The sequence below is a fragment of the Photobacterium piscicola genome (assembly GCF_046058925.1).
GTDB lineage: Bacteria > Pseudomonadota > Gammaproteobacteria > Enterobacterales > Vibrionaceae > Photobacterium > Photobacterium piscicola.
This window is the reverse complement of record NZ_CP175535.1, coordinates 227,190-248,466: the sequence shown is the minus strand read 5'-3', so window position 1 is coordinate 248,466 and position 21,277 is coordinate 227,190. Positions and strand designations below refer to the sequence as shown.

Sequence of the window (21,277 nt, the reverse complement as noted above, 5' to 3'; positions counted from 1 at the left end):
TATGTTTACCTTACCGTTATATAAAGAAAATTTCACGAAACAGAGAACCTTGATCGCTCAGTCTGAACATTTTGAGATCCATAGCTTTCTATATAATTCAGGTGTGCATGCTGTTGAAATTAAAAATGCAAAAGGGCATTTAGTCGTATTACCGTTTATGGGACAGATGATTTGGGATGCCCAGTTTTTGAATACTGATTTGTGCATGAAAAATATGTTCTCTGAACCAAAGTTTGCCAAAACAGTCGTTGAAACTTATGGGTGTTTTGCTTTTCATGCTGGCATGATTCGTATGGGGTGCCCATCGCCACAAGATGATCATGTATTACATGGCGAAATGCCTTGCGCAACAATGGATACTGCGTGGTTAGAAATTGATAATGATAGTGTTGTTATCAAAGGCTCTTATGAATATGTAATGGGATTTGGTGATCACTATTTAGCGACGCCTTCAGTGCAGTTGAATAAAGATGCCAGCCTTTTTGATATTAACATGGCGGTGAAAAACCTTGCCTCTGTGAATATGCCGTTGCAGTATATGTGTCACATTAACGCCACATATGTTGAAAATGCAGTGATGACGCAGAATATTCCAGACAGTGCTTTAATGTTACGTGAAAGTGTACCTGCGCACGTACAACCGACATCACAGTGGTTGGCATATAACGAAGGTTTGAAAACATCAGCACCGATTTCAATATTAGATCAACCAGAAATGCATGATCCTGAAGTGGTGTATTGCATGGATGATATTGCTCGTTATGTTGATAAAGCCGTATTTAAGATGCAGATTGATGCTGATAAGTACCTGCAAACTGAGTTTGATACCCACGACTTTAATTGTGCGACGCGATGGTTATTGTGCAGTGGTGATCAACAAGTTGCGGCATTTGTATTGCCTGCAACGTGTCGACCTGAAGGTTTCTTAGCCGCTAAAGAGAAGGGTACTTTGATTTATCTTCAACCGAATGAAGAGCGTTGTTTTAGCGTACGTACGGGTATTTGCCAATCGTTCTAAATCGTTATCAATGAGAGTTTACTCTCTCCTAAATGTTATTTAACGATGATAGGAGAGAGTAAAATGGATGCTTTTGATTTTTTATTTTAATAGTTTATTTAACTAAAAATTAAAATCATCCATTTTTGTTATGTTCTACTAGAAAGGCTCATAAAGAGTCGAGGAAAATCCTATGAATAAGTTAGTGGTATTAGGTAGTGTTAACGCTGACCATGTTCTGCAAGTCCCTTCTTTTCCACGCCCAGGCGAGACGCTTCACGGTCGTAATTATCAAGTTATTCCTGGGGGAAAAGGGGCTAACCAAGCGGTGGCTGCTGCGCGTTTACATGCAGATATCGGCTTTATTGCTTGTGTAGGAGATGATTCATTTGGAATCAATATTCGTGAAAACTTCCGCATGGATGGCATTGATATTACGGCCGTAAAAATGGAGCCGAATTGCCCCACTGGTATTGCAATGATTCAAGTCTCTGATTGTGGTGAGAACAGTATTTGTCTTTCTGCTGAAGCGAACGCAAAGTTAACAGCTAGTGCAATTGAAGCTGATTTAGATCATATTCGTGATGCTGATTATTTATTGATGCAATTAGAAACGCCGTTATGTGGCATTGAAAAAGCGGCGCAAGTTGCTAAAGACGCAAATACTATTGTGATCTTAAATCCGGCACCAGCGCGCGTATTGTCTGATGAATTATTAGCATGTGTGGATATGATCACCCCCAATGAAACCGAAGCTGAAGTGTTGACTGGGGTAACGGTTATTGATGCTGAAAGTGCACAACAAGCGGCGAATATTCTGCATGCAAAGGGAATTAAAACGGTAATGATTACCCTTGGCGCTAAAGGTGTATGGCTAAGTCAGGATGGACGTGGAGATATTATTGCAGGCTTTAACGTTGAAGTGACTGATACAACGGCGGCGGGTGATACGTTTAACGGTGCATTCGTGACTGGTTTGTTAGATGGTTTAGCTTTAGAATCAGCAATCAAATTTGCTCATGCGGCGGCGGCTATTTCCGTGACGCGTTTTGGTGCTCAAACATCAATTCCAACCCGTAAAGAGGTTGAAGATTTTCTTGCACAGCAATAAATAAACGTAATTATTCACCAAGGATCAACAACATGGCTACGATGAAAGATATCGCAAAATTAGCTGGGGTTTCTACATCCACGGTGAGCCATGTTATTAATAAAACCCGCTTTGTTAGTGATGAAATATCAGAGCGGGTTAATAACGCGGCAAAAGAACTGCATTATAACGGGCCATCAGTGTTGGCGCGTAGTTTTAAAGTTAATCGCACTAAAACATTTGGCATGTTGGTGACAACATCAACTAATCCATTTTTTGGTGAAGTCGTCAAAGGTGTTGAGCGTAGTTGTTATCAAAATGGGTATAGCCTTATTTTGTGTAATACCGAAGGTGATCACCAACGGATGCGTGAATCTATCAATACCTTATTACAAAAGCGGGTTGATGGGTTGATCTTAATGTGTTCATCATTAGAAGGTGAACGTATTGATGTCTTTGAACAATATCCTGATATTCCCGTTGTAGTCATGGATTGGGGACCGATGTTGTTTATTAGCGACAAGATTCAAGATAATTCTCTACGGGGCGGCTATATGGCAACCCAATATTTGATTGAATCAGGTCATGTTGATATTGGTTGTATAACCGGACCATTGATTAGACATCAAGCTCAAATGCGTTATGAAGGTTATAAACGAGCGATGAATGAGGCGGGTTTAACCTTTCATGCTGAGTGGATCATTGAATCCGATTTTGAATGTGAAGGTGGCTATGATGCCTTTATGAAAATGAAGCAACATGGTGTGCTACCAAGTGCTATTTTTGTCTCTAATGACATGATGGCATTAGGGGTGATGAATGCGGCTAATGAGTGTGATATTCGTGTTCCTGATGATTTATCTGTGATTGGTTATGATGACATTCATATTGCTAAATTTATGTCGCCAGCGTTGACGACTATTCACCAACCAAAGTATCGCTTGGGGCAGGCCGCGGTTGAAACCTTATTAACCCGTTTAGATCATCAGGCAAGTGCAACACAAGTGATTCAAATTGAGCCTACATTAGTGACTCGAAACAGTGTCAAAATAGTCAATTAGAATAAGTAATAGCTTCGACTTTATCAAGCTAATAATAAGTGAGTAGATTACCGTTAGATGATAAGTTTCCCCGCTTGTCATCTTTTTTTTATCTTACATAGCATGATGTTATCTCAATAGATTATAATTTAACTATCGCTATTTTTTTAGATAGCGCTGAGATTTAAAATAGCATACTCAATAAGCGGTACTTTGAGAGAGGCGAGATAATCTATGCGCAAAGTAGATGATTCACTTGCAGTCTGGTTACAGGCGTTTAATCATGAATTAGCCGCTACAATGATTGCGGGTGTTGAATTTAGTACGATCAATGTACGAGCAGGGCTAGCGACCATAACTCGAACATACATTACTGAGATACCACATATAGATATGGTCGTTGATGACATTATCGAACATGTTCCTATTCGTGTTTACCACCCTCAACCTCAAGTAGCCTTACCTGTATTGGTGTATTTACATGGTGGTGGACATGTTGCGGGCAGCCTTGATGTTTATGACCCTATTTGCCGTAAATTAGCCTTAGCTTGCCAGTATATTATTGTGGCGATTGACTATCGTCTAGCTCCCGAATATCCCTATCCCGCTGCGATTAATGATGTGCGATTGTGCTTACAACATCTTTTTTCACGACTTAATAATATGGTGGTTAATTATATTCCCTACCTTGCTATTGGCGGTGATTCTGCTGGTGGCGCTCTGGCGGCAACCGTGTGTGCGAACGTACAAAATGACGAGGTACACATTAGTAAACAAGTGCTTATATATCCTAGCCTTGATTATACATTGTCTTCACCTTCGGTGATGATGAATGGTAATGATTATTTTCTTCAGATAAATAAAGTGCGATGGTATTTCGATCAATACTTTCAAAATAACCAAAATCGATACTCGGCATCACCATTATGGCTACCAGTATGTGCGAATTTCCCTGAAACATTAGTGATTACGACTGAGTTTTGTCCGTTACGGGATGAAGGCATTACTTATTATAATAAATTACGTCAGCAAGGTATTGAGGCGCAACATTATCATGTATCTGATATGGTACATGCATTTTTAAATTTAGAAAATGTGGTACCACAGCATTGTCGGCAATTGTATACCGTCATGGGGCAATTTCTAACAGCAGAGAGAGGCATGATAAAAAGCCGTAAATAAATGAATTAATTACGGCTTAGTGGTTGGGTAATAGTTGCTTCATTATTCAAATATTGACTCTAGTAATAAATATAAACCGCGTAGTAAATCCATCTAACACCTTCCATAGTTTGGCTATATTTCATCATTTTCTTCTTATCCAGAATAGTGTGATTGCGAAGTAAGTCAATGGCTGTTGCTGTAAAAAAGTGCATATTGTGAATCTTAATCACGATTTGTTATTAATGAGTAACAACGGGTGTTTTAAACTGTATTTTTTGAATACTATTAGGTTATCAATAAAATACATAAGGATAGCCAATGATTCCTCATCTTAAACGTTTAGCAAGCGCATTTGAACCGTTTATGTTGTTAATGGGTATCGTAGGGCCTTTAGCAACATTACCGCAGTTGTTTAAGTTGTTCTTTTCTCATACAGAACACGCATTGGGATTATCATTAACCACATGGGTACTTTATGCCCTGTTAGCAGCATTATGGGCTGTATATGGCTTTGTCCATAAAAACCCCCCGATTTGGGTTGGGAATAGCTTGGGTTTTTTAATGGATATGGCAATGGTGATTGGTATTTTTTGGCATACTGGCGGCACGTTTTAATTTGGTATTATGGAATGCAAAAAAGCCCTAGAAAGCTTTGATCAAATCTTATTAGGGCTTAGTTTTATTTAAATTAGCGTATGACAATTATATTTTTGATAGGTTAAAGAGCAATGGTATAGCATCGACTGTTGTAGTGGTAATTTCAGTATTGTCGTCATTATATGTGATGTTTACGGCGTTATTTGGTGTCGCTAATTGCCATTTATCCTTCAATGTAAATTTTGTTATGACGGGCTGTGAAAGACTATAGCGCCAATCTCGATCATAAATACTGACTTCAATTTGTTCGCCATTAGCATCTATTTGTTCAGGGTCTTGGCCTTTATACAGCGCTAAATCAGGATTAACGACACTGAGGTTTAGTCGATGCCCATTTGAATGTTCTTGTAATATAATTTGTGATGCTGTAGCGGCAGATAAGAGGTGTTTTGCTGTTTTAATTGTTGTCGGCTCAAAGAATGCATAGGCTTCAATACCATTTGTACTTTCAACTGCATGCACTGAGTTATCTTTTTGAATAACACGATATTGTGGTTTATCTTTTGTTTTTGCTTCAATTACTATTGCGTATTCATAGCTTTGATTTATCGGTGTTATACCGTGATTGATGACTGCAGTTGCAAATTGACCGTGGGTTTCTTTTGCGTCATCTTCATCGTTAGATATTTGCTTGTCATAACTAAATAATAACGGTTGTGCGGCTGTGGTCGTTATATAGTAACGGTTACCTGCGGGATCTTGTAAGGTAATATCGCCATCGAATGATTGAGTGTTTTCCAATTGATTAATGCTAGAACCGTTAACTTCAACAGGAGATAAATCACTAATATTATGTTGGAATAACGTAGTTTGGACAGGATTATTAATATCATCATTGTTAATATTAGAGCCTAACGCAATTACCGTATTATCGAACATAAAGTATGATTTATTGGCGATGAAATTTTGTTGATTGTATTTCTTATGGCCTTGTAATTTAACCGCAAACATCGCCGTATGATCGTTGAGGCGATTTGCGCCAGAATAGGTTTGTGTTGATAACAACATTTCTTCAATTCCAGCTCCGGGCAGCTGCGTTAAGCTGGCTTGTAGTTCGGTATTGTCTAATTGTACTGTTGTTGTTCCTGGATAACGATTCCAATTCCAGCCATCATGACTAAATGCTCGCTTCTTAATATCTGATGGTGTGATTTCAAGTTGACCATATTGCAGATAGCGACCATATAAATTGTTGGCTGCATAGGTTTCATTACCAACGAGGTAGCGGCTAAAACCACGCGCTGTCAGTAACCAAGAGCTTTGAGGTGTCTTGGTATTTTTTCCTCGCATTACCGCCATTGAAGCATAGTTCATAGCCCATGTTCCTGTGGGTTCAACTTCAGCCTTAATCCCTTCAAATGTAGGCTTATTGATAAGATTGGCATACGCAGCTGCTAATTCTTTATCTATCGGTTTAGTTTTATCTGGCGATCCCGCTAATGCTAACCATTTAAAAGGAATTGAGGTGATTTTTTGTTTGCCATCAGGATGACGTCCACTTAATACGATTGGAATATAACTATTTTTAGTATAAATACGCATTTTTAATAGTGCATCTTTAATACGTTGATGGGCTGCGGTTGTTATTTGATAAGGGCTAGCACTTAAACCATAAATAGCGGCAGCTAATCCACCAAAAGCATCTTTACCATATGCTGGATAATGTTGTGAATGATGGAAAATACTGCCATCAACTTTAAAGCCACCACCTAGGCCATCTGAAGCCAATAGTGTTTTACTTAGCCATTGTTGAAGCTGTTCTAGCATGAGATGACGTTCATTTTGATCTGGCAGCAATAAAAAGCTTTTTATCATCCACTGAAGTTGTGTATTGAGTATGTCAACATTAGAGGCCGTGATCTCTTTATCTTGTTCATAAATACGGCCAGTAGCATTAAACCACATCATTGCTTGTTGTGCTGGTTGCAATAATTGATGCTTAGCTAATAAATGACGGCTAATAAATAATGCATCAAAAAATTCCTTCGTTTGGTAACCAACATGGGTGATTATTTGCTGCCCTGAACCGCCTTGCCATCCTTGATCTAATGCGTACTGTAGTGCTTGTATAAACTGATCTTCAAGTTGTTGACGGTTAATATCTGACAGCGAGTCTGTTCGTAAATATTTCGCTGTTTCCAACATTGCTTTACCTAAATCACGGATATTTGCTGTATCTGTTAAGGGGGCTAATGTTGGGCTACTAACGATCCCTGTTTTTAAGAAATTTTGGCGTTTAGGATGATCTAATGGTTTTCCTTGCCAGCTACCATCTTGGTTTTTGTTGATTAAAAAAGGTGAGTATTTAGCAAGATTGTCATCAATTTTTGTTTGAGGTATAGAATCGGTAGCTTTGATATTTAAATGGTGATCAAATTGTTGATATAAATTAGCTGTGTCACCCGTAGTATCATTAAATTGTACATTATAGGTAAAGGTTGGCTGGTGTTGTTTTAGCATTTGGTCATACATTAATAATGCGGTCCAGTTTTTACTCGCCATATTAACTACCCCAGAATTAACATAAGGTTGTTGGATATCAGCTGTTGGCCAACGATTATCAACAGGGACTGAAACCATTATTTGGTCTAAATACACTGTGCCATTATGATCTGGGGCTAATATTTGTAATCGATCCATACTTGCTGTTGCTGCTCCCTCCATATCACGGAAAGGAACGGCAATTCCACGCCAACCACTAAAATTTAAGCCATATTTAAAATGAGCTTTAATGCTGTTTTCATTTCCAAATTTAAATATAAGCACTTTATTTGATGGTTTTTCGTTATATATCCACGCCATAAATGTTTGTGGATTTATATCATTTTCTTTTTCTGGTGAATAACCAATATCTTGATGAAAAGTAAGGTTATTACCTGAGGAATACTGCCATTTTAATGCGTGTTTACCATCTTTAAAATGAAGATTAGAAATTGTTAATGGTTGAGTAGCATCCGTCGTAATCGCGGCAGGTACTTTGTCTTCAAAGAAGTACATATATCCACCAGGTTCAAGCTGTGCGCCTTTACCATTAAGGCTATCGTGAGTGGTGTTTATATTTTCATTATTACAGCCAGATAATGCCAATATAATACTTAGTGTAATTAAGTGTTTTTTGTTATTAGAAAATGAAAAGGTATTCATTAAGCAAGGCCTCTATTGGTTATATTTTGTACGCCAGCGTAATTAAATAGGCGTAGCAAAAAATTGATCCCCATCATTTTCTATAAGTAAATTTACTTTCATTTTCTTTTGATTTTTCATTTGTGAATAAGTATCACATTTTATTTCATTTTAAATAATGATTTTTTACTTTCGTCTTCTTTCATTTTTATCTATATGTGATCTTTACCTCTTTAATCTTTCGTTTTCTTTCGTATCATGGGTTATCAGTATTTCGAAAGCATTTAAAAAGGTTAACTATGGCGCTGTCTTCATTTCATTCTCAACAAGCACGTTTCCATATGATGGCTAAGCCAACCAGTTACCGTTGTAACTTAAAATGTGATTATTGCTTCTATTTAGAAAAAGAAACGGTTGTGGGTAATGTCAATGATAATCGTTGTGGTTCTGCTGTAAGTGCTCCAGATTCAAGCTCGACGATTTCAAGTAGCGATCAAATGTCAGATGCCACGCTAAAACGTTATGTTAGACATTATATTGCGAGCCAAAATAGTACTGATATTGACTTTTCATGGCAGGGTGGTGAACCCACGCTCGCTGGATTGGATTTTTACCGTAACGTGGTTAAATACCAAGCCCAATATGGCGTTGATAAGAATATTACCAATAGTTTTCAAACTAATGCGGTTGCTATTAATCGTCAGTGGGCGCAATTTTTTGCCAAACATAAGTTTCTGATTGGTGTCTCCGTTGATGGCACACCAGAAGTACATGATAAATATCGTATTTCAGTCAACGGTAAACCAACTTTTGAGCGAGTTAAAAAAGCCATTGAATTACTTTTAGAATATAAAGTTGAATTTAATATTCTTACGGTTATCAATGATCAAAATTGGAATAAAGGCCGTGAGACTTACCGCTTTTTAACTTCATTAGGCGCCCGCCACTTACAGTTCATTCCTATTGTTGAAGTACAGACACAATATCAAGCCAATAGCAGCGGTCATTATTCACCCCAAAAAGACGCACCATTAACTCATTTCTCTGTGCCTGCTGAGGGTTATGGTCAGTTTATGAGTGAAGTGTTTGATGAGTGGTTACAGCATGATGTTGGCACTGTGTTTGTACGTATGTTTGACAGTATTTTAGCGACATGGCTTGGGTATCCTGCCTCTGTTTGTGTGCAATCAAAAGAATGTGGTCAAGCAATGGTAATAGAAGCCAATGGTGATATTTATTCATGTGATCACTATGTATATCCCGCGAATAAACTAGGCAATATTGCCACCACCGAACTGGTTAAGTTAGCTACCAGTAAACAACAACAGCGTTTTGGGAGTGCTAAATCGCAAAAGTTGACTCAACAATGTCAGCAATGTGAGGTTCATGGGTTGTGTTATGGCGGTTGCCCAAAACACCGCTTAGTCAGTGTCACGGGTGAAAAACATAAACAAAATTATTTATGTGGTTCTTATAAGCAGATTTTCCGCCATACCGCACCTGCAATGCACATGATGAGTCAGGCGATTCAACAAGGTGGAACGGCAGCAGATGCTTTGCCTTACTTAGCACAATTACGCTCAGCATAACATTGATTATTAAATTGAATTTTAAGACGTATTGCTGTGTATTACAGCAGTATATTACAAGGAGTATACAATGAATCTGTCCTCGACGAAGAAGACGGTAATTGCGAGTTTTGTGGCCGCGGCTTGCATGGCCTCTTCTGCTGTAGCAAATGCAGCCCCAACAACAGCCACAGCAAAACAACCCAATGTATTATTAGTGGTTATGGATGATTTGGGGACAGGTCAATTAGATTTTGCATTAGACAGTTTGAATAAAAAAACCTTAGCTGAACGGCCTGTGCCAGTTCGCTATCAAGGTGATTTTGATAAGATGGTCGATGCCGCTAAACGTGCGATGCCAACGGTGGCGAGTTTAGCGCAACAAGGCGTAAAAATGACCAATGCTTTTGTGGCTCATCCTGTTTGTGGTCCTTCGCGCGCGGGTATTTTTACCGGTCGTTACCCAACTAGCTTTGGCACTTATAGTAATGATGATGCACTTCAAGGTTTGCCATTAGATATCAAATTACTTCCCGCTCTATTTCAAGAAAATGGCTACAATACTGCCAATATTGGTAAGTGGCATAATTCAAAAATAAGCAGTAAAAATGCCGTTGCCGATAATAATAAAACTCGTGACTATCACGATAATCAGATCCCTGTAACACCAACAGAATATTCACCTGAGAATCGCGGTTTTGATTATTCCTACAGTTTTTACGCCTCTGGTGCCGCATTATGGAACTCACCTGCGATTTATCAAAATGGTAAAAATATTCCAGCACCGGGTTATTTAACCCATAATCTGACCAATGAAGCACTGCAATTTATTGAACAAAGTGGTGATAAGCCATTCTTTATTAACCTTGCCTTTAGTGTGCCGCATATTCCATTAGAAGAAGCGTCACCCGCGAAATATATGGAGCGTTTTAATACCGGTAATGTTGAAGCGGATAAATATTTTGCGGCGATCAATGCTGCTGATGAAGGGCTTGGACAAATTGTTGAATTGCTGAAGAAGAAGGGTGAATTAGACAATACATTGATTTTCTTCTTATCTGATAATGGCGCGGTACATGAATCACCGATGCCAATGAATGGTATGGATCGTGGCTATAAAGGCCAGATGTATAACGGTGGCGTGCGTGTACCGTTTGTGGCCTATTGGCCAAAGCATATTCCAGCGGGTGGCACCAATAATACCTTAATTTCAGCGTTAGATATTCTGCCAACGGCTCTAAGTGCTGCTGGGATTGCGATTCCAGAAGAGATGAAGGTTGACGGTAAAAATATTTTGCCTGTACTTGAAGGAAAAACAACACAGTCTCCACACCAATACATTTACTGGGCAGGCCCTGGCGCGAAACATTACAGTGAAGAAAATGATGCATTTTGGCATGGTTACTGGAAGTGGATCACTTATGAGTCAAATGACATTCCTAGCAATCCAAATCTAGAGAAGCTATCAAAAGGTTCATGGGCAATTCGTGATCAAGAATGGGCATTGTATTTCTATGATGATGGCTCCAATAAAGTGAAATTATTCAATGACAAGCTTGATCCAAGTGAATCAAAAGATCTTGCTCAGCAATATCCACAAAAAGTGAAGCAAATGAAACAAGCTTTTTATGAGTGGATCAAAGATAAGCCAAAACCAGTTGCATGGGGACAAGATCGTTACCAAGTGCTAACGGAATCAGCAAAAGGTTAATCACGCATCACCCACTATCGCACTGCAATTATGTTGATGTTATATCAACATGGCTGTAGTGCGTTATTGTTCATGGAGGATAACAATGATACATGATACTCAAGCGGCTATTTCACTTTCTGAATCGGCGTTAAATACCCCCGCCGATGTTACAGAACCATTACCTTATGTAGCAAAACAAATTCAAGCAACTGAACGCCCCATTATTCCTTATGAGCATCCAACACCGGCAATGTATTTGACGTTATTTAAACAGCGACTTGTGCGTTTAAAAATGAAAGCGGCGACTTACTCTGATCATGATGCTGCAGTGGCGGCCTGTTTTACTAATGATGCGCTGAGTATTGAGAACAAATGCCAATATTTGGTGCGTTATGTTGCACAAGCGTTTGATCATTATGCGGTATGGGACTATAGCCATGCTTATTATCCGGGGCGCCCTAGCCAGCAAAGTGCACGTACCGATGCGATGGAAGGCACGAGTCGAGTGTTACCTACAATAGCTGCATGGGTCAGCCAGCATGGTTCGCAGCCGCTAGAGGGGCTAAATGGTCAGCCATTAGACCTTGTTGCAATGTTACGTAATGCTTTTTTAGCAGGAACCGACCCTCAGCATGCGGGATATTGGGGGGAATTGCATGACTATGATCAGCGTATTTGTGAAAGTGCTGATTTAGCGTTAGCGCTATGGTTGAGTCGTGACCATGTTTGGCAACCAATGAACACGGCTGAGCAGACCCAAATTATTACGTGGTTTAAACAAGTTAACCATTGTCAAACGGTTGATAATAATTGGCACCTTTTTCCGTTGACGGTGCAATTTGTCATTAAGGCATTAACGGGTGAAGACACTATTGCACAGGATAAATACCAACGCATTAAAGCGTTTCATGTGGGTGATGGCTGGTTCCGTGATGGTGCGAAAGGGAATTATGATTATTACAACGCGTGGGGATTTCATTACTCACTCTATTGGCTCGATCAAATAGATTCAAGTTTTGATAGCGGATTTATTCATCAAGCTCTTGCGGATTTTGTCAGTCAATATCGCTATTTATTTACCGCAGAAGGCCTGCCTTTTTTTGGCCGTAGTGCCTGTTATCGTCTTGCCGCCACCGCACCTCTGATTATGGCTATAGATCAACACAGTGAAGCTATTACTGCTGGTGAAGCTCAACGCGCCTTTGCTACTAGTTTGGAATATTTTATTGGCCATGGTGCAATGCAACATGGCGCGCCAACACAAGGGCTGTTTGATGATGATACTCGATTAGTTGATAACTACAGTGGCCCAGCAAGCAGTTTCTGGTCATTGCGAGCATTGAATATTGCATTATTTTGTGGAGATCGATGTGGCTTGTGGCAAGCAGATCCACAACCATTACCCATTGAACAAAGTAATTTTAATGTGGAATTTAAGGCGATTAATGCACAAGTCATTGGCGTTTTCGAAACGAAAGAGGTGGTAGTGATATTTAAAAATGATTATATCACCGAACAAAATCCATTATCTCGTCGTTTAGAGACCCAATCAGCCCGTTCTTACTGGCTAGAAACTATTTTAGGACGAGCGGAAAGGCCGAAGAATAACTTATTGCGTAAAGGCATTACCTGTTATTCATCCAAAATGTCTCATTTCTTTTGATTTCATTTTGTTATTTATTTTCGATTTGAAAGTGTTTATGTGATTCAGATCTTTTTATTTGTTTTTGTTTTCGAATATTATCTAAATCGAAAGTTAACGGAAGGTTTGGGGTTTTTATGTTTTTGGTTTCTTCGCGTGAAATGCTGTTGAAAGCGCAGCTAGGCGGTTATGCCGTTCCTGCTTTTAATATTCATAATCTTGAGACAATTCAAGTTGTACTTGAAACAGCGGCTGAGATGCGTTCTCCCGTTATTCTTGCTGGCACGCCTGGAACTTATTCTTACGCGGGCACTGATTATTTGGTGGGTATTTGTCTTAAAGCGGCAAATATTTATCAAACGCCAATTGCGCTACATATGGATCATCATGAGTCGTTCAGTGATATTCGTACTAAAGTAGAAGCAGGTATTAAATCAGCGATGATTGATGGTTCGCATCATAGCTTTGAAGGCAATATTGATCTCACCCGTAAAGTCGTGCAATTTTGTCATGGTTGGGATTGTTCTGTTGAAGCAGAGCTAGGTCGTTTAGGTGGCCAGGAAGATGATCTTATTGTTGAAGATAAAGATGCACTTTACACCGATCCTGATGCTGCGGTTGAATTTATTAATGCGACAGGCATTGATTCATTAGCGATTGCTATTGGTACTGCTCACGGTATGTATAAAGAGCAACCGCGATTAGATTTTGATCGTCTTGGCATTATTCGTAGTAAAACGGATACACCATTAGTGCTTCATGGCGCTTCAGGTGTGCCAGATGCTGATGTACGTCGTTGTATCGAACTCGGTATTACGAAGGTGAATGTTGCGACTGAACTTAAAATCGCCTTTGCTGATGCTGTAAAACAATACTTTATTGAGCACCCTGAAGCGAATGACCCACGTCATTATATTATTCCGGGTAAAGCAGCAATGAAGAAAATTATTCAAGATAAAATTCGCGTATGTGGTAGCGAAGGAAAAGCGTAATTAGCCACAGACTATAACCTCTCGCCAGGGATGACACAATGTAATGCCATTTCCCCCTTAAGCTGATCAGCTTTATTTGGCATTACATTTATAACTTTGAGTGATGATGTTTTTTGGCCATGATTGATTTTCATATCTCATCGTCATGGCCTTTTTTCTGATAGCGAATAATGGTTAATAGGTGAGGAAAAATGACATTTCCAACTTCAGCAATAAAGCGCAATATTGCCATTTTAGGTGAGTGCATGATTGAGCTGAGTGGTGCGCCTTTTGCAACTCAGCAACAAAGTTTCGGTGGCGATACGCTTAATACTGCGATTTATCTTTCTCGATTGCTTCCTCAAAGTTCCCCTAGTTATGTCACCGCATTAGGCATTGATAATTATAGTAACGCTATGATTGATGCATGGCAGCATGAAGGCATTGATTGCCGTTTTGTGATGCGTGAGCGCGATAAATTACCCGGCATGTACGCTATTGAAATTGATGCCGAAGGAGAGCGTAGCTTTCATTATTGGCGCAATGATTCCGCTGCACGCTATATGTGTGAACATGCTCAGTTTTCGCAGATTATGGCACAATTAAAAGACTATGATTTGATCTACCTCTCAGGGATCTCTTTGGCTATTTTGCCTGAACATGGCAAAATTAAGCTCGTTGAAGCCCTTGAAAAATTAAAAGCTTCAGGTTGTAAAATTGCGGTTGATTCAAATTATCGGCCACGATTATGGAATGGTGTGACCCATGCAAAAACATGGTTATCAGAATTGTATCGCTTGGCTGATATTGCGTTAGTTACCGCTGATGATGAAGATTTATTACGAGGCGAACTGGATACTCCCGCAGACATTATTGCTGATCGCTTGCACCGTTTAGGGGTTAGCCAAGTGGTAGTGAAGTTAGGCAGTAAAGGCGCGATGTGGTCACAAGCAGGTCAAAAAGGCTTGGTTGATGGTAATAAAATTGATGCTGTCATTGATACAACAGCCGCAGGGGATTCTTTTAATGCTGCTTATTTAGCGGCATGGGCCAAAGGTATGCCAATGATTGTTTGCTGTCAGTGGGGAAATAATCTTGCCGCTCAAGTAATTCAGCATCGCGGTGCCGTTATTCCTCTGCAATGTACCCAATATTTAACGGATTTAATGAGTAGTAATTATGATGACAAATGAATGGATTGATCGTTTGCGTGCATTGCGAGTTATGCCTGTCATTCAAATTGAACATGCAGCAGATGCTGTGCCTCTTGCTAAAATATTAGTTGAAAATGGTCTGCCTGCTGCTGAAATTACCTTTCGTACCGCAGCTGCCGCGGAATCTATTCGCTTAATTCGCACTGCTTATCCTGAGATAGTGTTATGTGCAGGCACTGTTTTAACGGTTGAACAAGTTAATGCAGCTATTGAGGCGGGGGCTGATTTTGTTATTAGCCCTGGGTTTAATCCAACCACGGTGAAATATTGCCTAGCCAATAATATCAAAATTATCCCTGGGGTGAATAATCCAAGCTTGGTTGAGCAAGCATTAGAATTAGGTGTGAGCGCACTGAAGTTCTTTCCTGCTGAAGCTTCTGGTGGTGTGAACATGCTTAAATCATTAGTTGGGCCTTATAGTCAGGTTCAGTTAATGCCAACGGGTGGTGTGACACCGCTTAATTTGGGTGAGTATTTAGCTATTCCACAAGTAATCGCTTGTGGTGGAACATGGATTGCACCAACCAAGGCAATTACTAATCATGACTGGGAGCTGATTGCCGGTAATGTACGTGAAGTGTGTGCAATGATTGCTCAGCTGAAGGCATAGGGATTGATGATGGCAGAAGTAAAACACGTGGCAGTACTGCTTGCTGATGGTTTTGAAGAAGGCGAAGCGGTGGTTTTTATCGATATTATGCGCCGTTTGGATATTAAAGTGGATGTATTATCTTGCATGAAAACCACAGCGCTTAATACTTACTTTGAAACTAAAATCAGCGCCGATTATGTGTTAACAGATAAATTTGATAAGACTTATGATGCGGTTATGATGCCTGGTGGACCACAAGGAACTGATAATTTATCCGCTAACGCCAATGTTATTGCTTTTTTAAAGCGTCATATTGAAGCCAATAAGTATATTTGTGCATTATGCTCATCTGGCGCCAAAGTACTTGCTGCGCATCATTTATTACAAGGTCGTACATATACTACCGGTGATAAGTTGGCGGAAAAGTTTGATGATGGTGAGTTTATTAAACAGAAAGTGGTTGTTGATGGGCAGTTTATTACTGGGCGTGGTTTGGGGGTGAGTTTTGAATTTGCCTTTACAGTGGCACGTTATTTATTAGCTGATAACCATGAAAAAGTTGATTGGCAAGCAAACCATATTTATTTTGATCACTGGCCGTTAAATAACGCATAGTGCTATAGTGATAATTATAGAGAGAAAGTAGTAAGCCTAGTTAAGTTAAATAACTAGGCTTTTATATATTTAGCGGAAACTTTTTAAATAACCATCTGATAATAAATTTATTAAAGATAGATCACAATTGAAGGGACATATATTAATGTGCTTTTAATTGACGAATTATCTCTGTCGCAACAGCCTGTGCTGATGCTGGATTTTGGCCTGTGATAAGATTGCCATCGACCACAATATAGCTCTGCCAATCAGGGCCCTGGCTATAATGTGCCCCTTGGTCAGTTAACATATCTTCCAGCAAAAAAGGCACCACAGTACTTAATCCAACCGCGTCTTCTTCACTATTACTAAAACCTGTGACATTTTTACCCGCGATAAGTGGGCTGCCATCAGCATTTTTAGGTGCTTTTAATGCTGCGGGGCCATGACAAACAAGGCCTGTTGGTTTGTGGTGTTGATAACTTGATTCAATAATATGTTTTGATGCAGCATTTTGCGATAAATCCCATAATGGTCCATGTCCACCAGGATAAAATACAGCGTCATAATCAGTTGGATCGATAGTTGATAAGAGTAAGGTGTTGGCTAACTGTTTGATTGCATTTGAATCATTTTTAAATCTAATAACTGATTCTGTTTGCATCTCTGCGGTATCACTTTTGGGATCGATAGGCACTTGTCCACCTAAAGGCGAGGCAAGAGTCACTGTATCGCTATTATCTTTAAATAGATAAAAAGGGACGGTAAATTCATCTAACCATAGGCCTGTTTTTGCTGTGGTTGTACCTAAATTTTGATGAGATGTTAATACGATTAAGATATTCATATTAGTTTAAGCCCTCGTTTAATCATTGAGATTAAAAATACATAATTTAATGCCTGTATTAGTTATAGGCTTAAATAATGTGGCTCACAAGCGTAATAATTACTCTTTTTATCAATATTATATCTAAGGAAAAATAATAAATAATGGCTTGAACATTAGCATTATTATAATTGTAGTGCAGTCAATGTTTTTAATCGTAGATATTATTAAGGGGATAAACAAAAAGGCCACTAAAGTGACCTTTTTGTGAAGAAATGAAAGACTATAATTAGTCAGCCATTTCCGCATTGTGGTAAACGTTTTGTACGTCATCACAATCGTTTAGTGCATCAAGGAATTTTTCAAACATTGCAATGTCGTCACCAGCCAATTCAGTCATTGTCTGTGGTACGAAAGCAATTTCTTCTGAATCAATGATAACGTCAGCCATTGTTGCAGCAAGTGCGTTTTTCACTTTAAAGAATTCAGTGTGTGGAGCGTAAACAGTGATCTCGCCATCTTCACAAGTGATGTCAGTAACGTCTACGTCTTCCATCATTAGATTTTCAAGAACAACTTCTTCGTCAGTACCTTTAAATTCAAACACAGCTTGGTGTTCAAACATGTGGCCAACAGTGCCTGGGCTACCGATTTTTGCATTGTTTTTAACGAATGCTTGACGAACGTCCATGAAAGTACGGTTGTTGTTGTCTGTTAGACAGTCAACGATAACCATGCAGTTGCCTGGGCCAAAACCTTCGTAACGTGCAGTTGAGTAATCTTCACCGCCGCCGCCTTTTGCTTTATCAATTGCTTTTTCAATAACGTGGCTTGGTACCTGATCTTTTTTCGCTTTTTCGATAAGACGACGAAGCGCTAGGTTACTATCAGGATCCGGACTACCGTTCTTAGCACAAACGTAGATCTCTTTACCATACTTTGAGTAAACCTTGATCTTAGCGCCTTGGGTTTTTGCCATAGACAATTTGCGTACTTCGAACTTTCTTCCCATGAGGAATCACTCTCTTTTACTGTTTTAAACGGTCAATTATGCAAATATTTTACCAGCACCCCTTTATTCTGGCTAGTTAGATCTGTATTTATGCTAAGTAAAGACGTTTTTTTTATTTTTACGTTGAAATATTAAACCAACTTAAAAAAGAGTAATCGGAATACTTATTTTTGGAGCTAAAGATTTCAAATATAGTTTAATTTCTCGTAAGGTAATAAAACAAAGCAAATAAATCCTATATTTTCTTACAATATAAGAATTCCTCTTGTTGTTCGCGCTATAATTGGTTACAAATAATCATCACACAAATTAGAGATAACTTACCTGTGACTCATTCACTAAGCGCTAATGAAAAATTGTTACAAGTGCTGGTTCATATTGCGGCGTCAAATGTACCGCTTCAAGCACAGCAACTCAGTACCGAAATGGAAATGCCGATAAGTAGTTTATATCGCTATTTAGCGTTGCTTCGTGATTGGAATTTAATTGAAGAGAATCATGGGCGTAATACTTATAGTGCGGGTCCTGCTGCGTTACAACTGCAACGTAATTTTGAAATGAATTCACCATTACCTGATGGTGTAAGACCGATTTTAAAACGATTACAGCAGCAAACTGGTGAGATGTCAGCGTATATGGTTGCCGTAGGTTTTAATGCACTCTGTGTTGATAGTATCGATAGTCCTTATGCGTTGCGTTGTAGTTATGAAAAAGGCCAAAGCCAGCCATTGATTCGTGGTGCATCAGCTAAAGTTATTTTGGCTTACTTACCGTTAGCTCGCCAATTAACGATTTTAGAGCATTATGATATTACCGAACAAACACAGATAGATACGTGGATTGCTGAATTAGATCTTATTAAACAAGATGGTTTTGCAATCAGTACATCCGAAATTGATGCGGGTGTTTCTGGTGTGAGTGCACCGGTATTTGTTGGTAATAAAGTTGTCGGTGCGGTTAGTGTTATGGCGCCAGCAGAGCGTATAAATAGCCGTAAAAATAAAATTGTAATGAGTGTATTACAAGCAGCAAGAGCATTACCACCACAACACTAGCCTGTGTTGTTTGTGCAATGAAAGAGAGGGAAGATTGGCGTATGTTAGTTGATCAATTAAAAAAGTTATTTAAAAATGAGCCTCAAAAACCGATGGCATACCATCGTAAACATACGCTCATCAGCCCTTATGTCCAGCAATACCAGCCCGGTATTATGCTTGTTGGTGTCATTTCTGATCTGAGTCTTGATTGGGGACGTGGCTTACAAGGCGCGAAAGAAGGTCCTGCAAGTATTCGACGGATATTGCCTTACACCCATGCTCAAACAAAATTACCTTTTTATGATGCGGGTGATATAGAACAAAACAATAATGATCATAGTTTTGCTGCCGTTAGCCAACGACAGCACCAATTATTATTGCGTTGCTTACGTGATGGTCATTTTCCTGTTGTGCTCGGTGGTGGGCATGAAATCTCTATTGCTAGTTATCAAGCACTGTCTGATTTCAGTACCGAAGTAAAATCAGCCCCCGTGATGATTACTGAAGATCAGCAACCACAATTGTTACCGCAACGAGTGGGCGTGATTAATTTTGATGCGCATTTTGAACTAAGACCATCATTATCGTTACGGGCGGGATCTGCGTTTCATGCTGCATGGTGTTATAGCAAAGAACAACAGCGCAGTTTTGATTTTCTTGGTCTTGGTATTTGTGATCATGCTAATTCACAAGCAATGTTTAAATTGGCAGAAGATCTCGGTTGTCAGTGGCTACTTGATAATCAAATGACGACGCGTAATAAAAAACATGTTCAAGCACAATTAGATAGCTTTATTGATAGTGTTGATTGTATTCAATTGAGTATCGATCTTGATGTATTTTCTTCCTCGATTGCTCCTGGTGCGAATATGACGCGTATGCATGGTGTTAGCTTATCAATGGTTGAATGGGCGATTAAACATATTATGGCAAGTGGCAAAGTGAAAATTGTTGATATTGCAGAGTTGAATCCAGAATATGATTACGATAATCAGACTGCAAAATTGGCGACTAAACTGATTCAAACCATTGTTCATTTTGTTTAACGCATTTTTATATATGAGTAACAGCATGAAAATGATGATTTTATGATCATAAAGATGCTCTTTTGATGGTTTTGGTTGAATAGTAATACAAAAGTCATTAATTATAATGTTTTTATAAAAAAAGCCTTTACAGCCACCGTGATGATAGGTATTATTCGCGGCATTGGAGAGATGGCTGAGCGGTTGAAAGCACTGGTCTTGAAAACCAGCATACGTTTATAGCGTATCTAGGGTTCAAATCCCTATCTCTCCGCCACATTCTAGAAATTTGATTTAATCGAGTTTCATACAGAATTGGAGCGGTAGTTCAGTTGGTTAGAATACCGGCCTGTCACGCCGGGGGTCGCGGGTTCGAGTCCCGTCCGCTCCGCCAACACAACGAATCCTCGTCAGAAATGACGGGGATTTTTTGCATCTGGAGTTTCAAAATCTAGATAATAAATGTTAGATGCGATAAATGACGGCATAAGTGTCAATATCGGCCTGTCACGCTGGAGGGCGCGCTGATTTTCGGAATGGCAAGTCCCGTCCGCTTCACAACACAACGAATCCTCGTCAGAAATGTGAGGATTTTTTGCATCTGGAGTTTCAAAATCTAGATAATAAATGTTAGATGCGATAAATGACGGCATAAGTGTCAATATCGGCCTGTCACGCTGGGGGGCGCGCTGATTTTCGGAATGACAGGTCCCGTCCGCTTCACAACACAACGAATCCTCGTCAGAAATGTGAGGATTTTTTGCATCTGGAGTTTCAAAATCTAGATAATAAATGTTAGATGCGATAAATGACGGCATAAGTGTCAATATCGGCCTGTCACGCTGGAGGGCGCGCTGATTTTCGGAATGGCAAGTCCCGTCCGCTTCACAACACAACGAATCCTCGTCAGAAATGTGAGGATTTTTTACATCTGATGTTGGTTGATAGTAATCGCTTATTGATACTGTGTTTAAATCCCTTTTTTAGTGGGAAATAAGAAAGAGAATAAATTTTAACTATCTGTTATTTAAT

General features: G+C 39.3%; 17 protein-coding genes and 2 tRNA genes. 16 read left to right on the top strand and 3 right to left on the bottom strand.

Translation table 11 applies throughout. From position 1 onward, the window contains the following. Window position 1 precedes the first annotated feature (1 nt). The 5 genes from ACJZU6_RS15845 (at window position 2) to ACJZU6_RS15825 (ending at window position 4,906) form a co-directional block, all read left to right on the top strand. Window positions 2-1,018, top strand: a complete 1,017-nt coding sequence (locus ACJZU6_RS15845) for an aldose 1-epimerase family protein (RefSeq protein ID WP_408901363.1) — start codon at window positions 2-4, stop codon at window positions 1,016-1,018. A 172-nt stretch (window positions 1,019-1,190) separates the two neighbouring features. Then, complete coding sequence (gene rbsK, locus ACJZU6_RS15840; RefSeq protein WP_408901362.1) at window positions 1,191-2,108, top strand: ribokinase; 918 nt, start codon at window positions 1,191-1,193, stop codon at window positions 2,106-2,108. 32 nt (window positions 2,109-2,140) lie between these two features. Continuing rightward, window positions 2,141-3,148 (top strand): substrate-binding domain-containing protein, encoded by a 1,008-nt coding sequence (locus ACJZU6_RS15835; protein WP_408901361.1) that lies wholly within the window; start codon window positions 2,141-2,143, stop codon window positions 3,146-3,148. 213 nt (window positions 3,149-3,361) lie between these two features. Continuing rightward, the gene (locus tag ACJZU6_RS15830; RefSeq protein ID WP_408901360.1) at window positions 3,362-4,309 is read left to right on the top strand and encodes an alpha/beta hydrolase; all 948 of its coding nucleotides are present in this window, start codon (window positions 3,362-3,364) and stop codon (window positions 4,307-4,309) included. A gap of 300 nt (window positions 4,310-4,609) precedes the next feature. Continuing rightward, window positions 4,610-4,906, top strand: coding sequence for a SemiSWEET transporter (locus ACJZU6_RS15825; protein WP_408901359.1), 297 nt, complete (start codon window positions 4,610-4,612; stop codon window positions 4,904-4,906). Between the two features lie 87 nt (window positions 4,907-4,993). On the opposite strand, the gene ACJZU6_RS15820 is transcribed toward ACJZU6_RS15825, so the two are convergent. Next, window positions 4,994-8,092, bottom strand: a complete 3,099-nt coding sequence (locus ACJZU6_RS15820; RefSeq protein ID WP_408901358.1) for a chondroitinase family polysaccharide lyase — start codon at window positions 8,090-8,092, stop codon at window positions 4,994-4,996. A gap of 278 nt (window positions 8,093-8,370) precedes the next feature. Between ACJZU6_RS15820 and ACJZU6_RS15815 the strand changes: the two genes are divergently transcribed. From ACJZU6_RS15815 to ACJZU6_RS15785, 7 genes are all read left to right on the top strand, one after another. Continuing rightward, window positions 8,371-9,660, top strand: coding sequence for an anaerobic sulfatase maturase (locus tag ACJZU6_RS15815; protein WP_408901357.1), 1,290 nt, complete (start codon window positions 8,371-8,373; stop codon window positions 9,658-9,660). A gap of 70 nt (window positions 9,661-9,730) precedes the next feature. Continuing rightward, entirely contained in the window at window positions 9,731-11,350 is a 1,620-nt protein-coding gene (locus ACJZU6_RS15810; protein WP_408901356.1) for a sulfatase, read from the top strand. A gap of 85 nt (window positions 11,351-11,435) precedes the next feature. Beyond that, window positions 11,436-12,995: a DUF2264 domain-containing protein gene (locus ACJZU6_RS15805; protein ID WP_080155486.1), complete on the top strand. Its 1,560-nt coding sequence runs from the start codon at window positions 11,436-11,438 to the stop codon at window positions 12,993-12,995. A 116-nt stretch (window positions 12,996-13,111) separates the two neighbouring features. Then, the gene (locus tag ACJZU6_RS15800; protein WP_045036245.1) at window positions 13,112-13,966 is read left to right on the top strand and encodes a tagatose bisphosphate family class II aldolase; all 855 of its coding nucleotides are present in this window, start codon (window positions 13,112-13,114) and stop codon (window positions 13,964-13,966) included. Window positions 13,967-14,157: 191 nt separating this feature from the next. After that, the gene (locus ACJZU6_RS15795; RefSeq protein WP_408901355.1) at window positions 14,158-15,138 is read left to right on the top strand and encodes a sugar kinase; all 981 of its coding nucleotides are present in this window, start codon (window positions 14,158-14,160) and stop codon (window positions 15,136-15,138) included. After that, window positions 15,125-15,769, top strand: a complete 645-nt coding sequence (locus ACJZU6_RS15790) for a bifunctional 4-hydroxy-2-oxoglutarate aldolase/2-dehydro-3-deoxy-phosphogluconate aldolase (protein ID WP_408901354.1) — start codon at window positions 15,125-15,127, stop codon at window positions 15,767-15,769. Before ACJZU6_RS15795 ends, ACJZU6_RS15790 begins: the two co-directional genes overlap by 14 nt. 9 nt (window positions 15,770-15,778) lie before the next feature. Then, complete coding sequence (locus ACJZU6_RS15785) at window positions 15,779-16,366, top strand: DJ-1/PfpI family protein (RefSeq protein WP_080155489.1); 588 nt, start codon at window positions 15,779-15,781, stop codon at window positions 16,364-16,366. A gap of 142 nt (window positions 16,367-16,508) precedes the next feature. Here the strand turns inward: ACJZU6_RS15785 and ACJZU6_RS15780 are convergent, their stop codons facing one another. Both ACJZU6_RS15780 and ACJZU6_RS15775 read right to left on the bottom strand, forming a co-directional pair. Beyond that, window positions 16,509-17,192 (bottom strand): type 1 glutamine amidotransferase domain-containing protein, encoded by a 684-nt coding sequence (locus ACJZU6_RS15780; protein WP_327766586.1) that lies wholly within the window; start codon window positions 17,190-17,192, stop codon window positions 16,509-16,511. A gap of 268 nt (window positions 17,193-17,460) precedes the next feature. Further along, complete coding sequence (locus tag ACJZU6_RS15775) at window positions 17,461-18,183, bottom strand: YebC/PmpR family DNA-binding transcriptional regulator (protein WP_080155491.1); 723 nt, start codon at window positions 18,181-18,183, stop codon at window positions 17,461-17,463. 326 nt (window positions 18,184-18,509) lie between these two features. Here ACJZU6_RS15775 and ACJZU6_RS15770 point away from each other — a divergent pair, with 326 nt between their 5' ends. The 4 genes from ACJZU6_RS15770 to ACJZU6_RS15755 all read left to right on the top strand — a co-directional run bounded on the left by ACJZU6_RS15770 (window position 18,510) and on the right by ACJZU6_RS15755 (window position 20,639). Then, the gene (locus ACJZU6_RS15770; RefSeq protein ID WP_199190749.1) at window positions 18,510-19,238 is read left to right on the top strand and encodes an IclR family transcriptional regulator; all 729 of its coding nucleotides are present in this window, start codon (window positions 18,510-18,512) and stop codon (window positions 19,236-19,238) included. 17 nt (window positions 19,239-19,255) lie between these two features. Continuing rightward, complete coding sequence (locus ACJZU6_RS15765; RefSeq protein WP_408901353.1) at window positions 19,256-20,266, top strand: formimidoylglutamase; 1,011 nt, start codon at window positions 19,256-19,258, stop codon at window positions 20,264-20,266. A 165-nt stretch (window positions 20,267-20,431) separates the two neighbouring features. Then, window positions 20,432-20,522 (top strand) — tRNA-Ser (locus ACJZU6_RS15760). 40 nt (window positions 20,523-20,562) lie between these two features. Then, a tRNA-Asp gene (locus ACJZU6_RS15755) sits at window positions 20,563-20,639 on the top strand. Window positions 20,640-21,277: the final 638 nt, after the last annotated feature.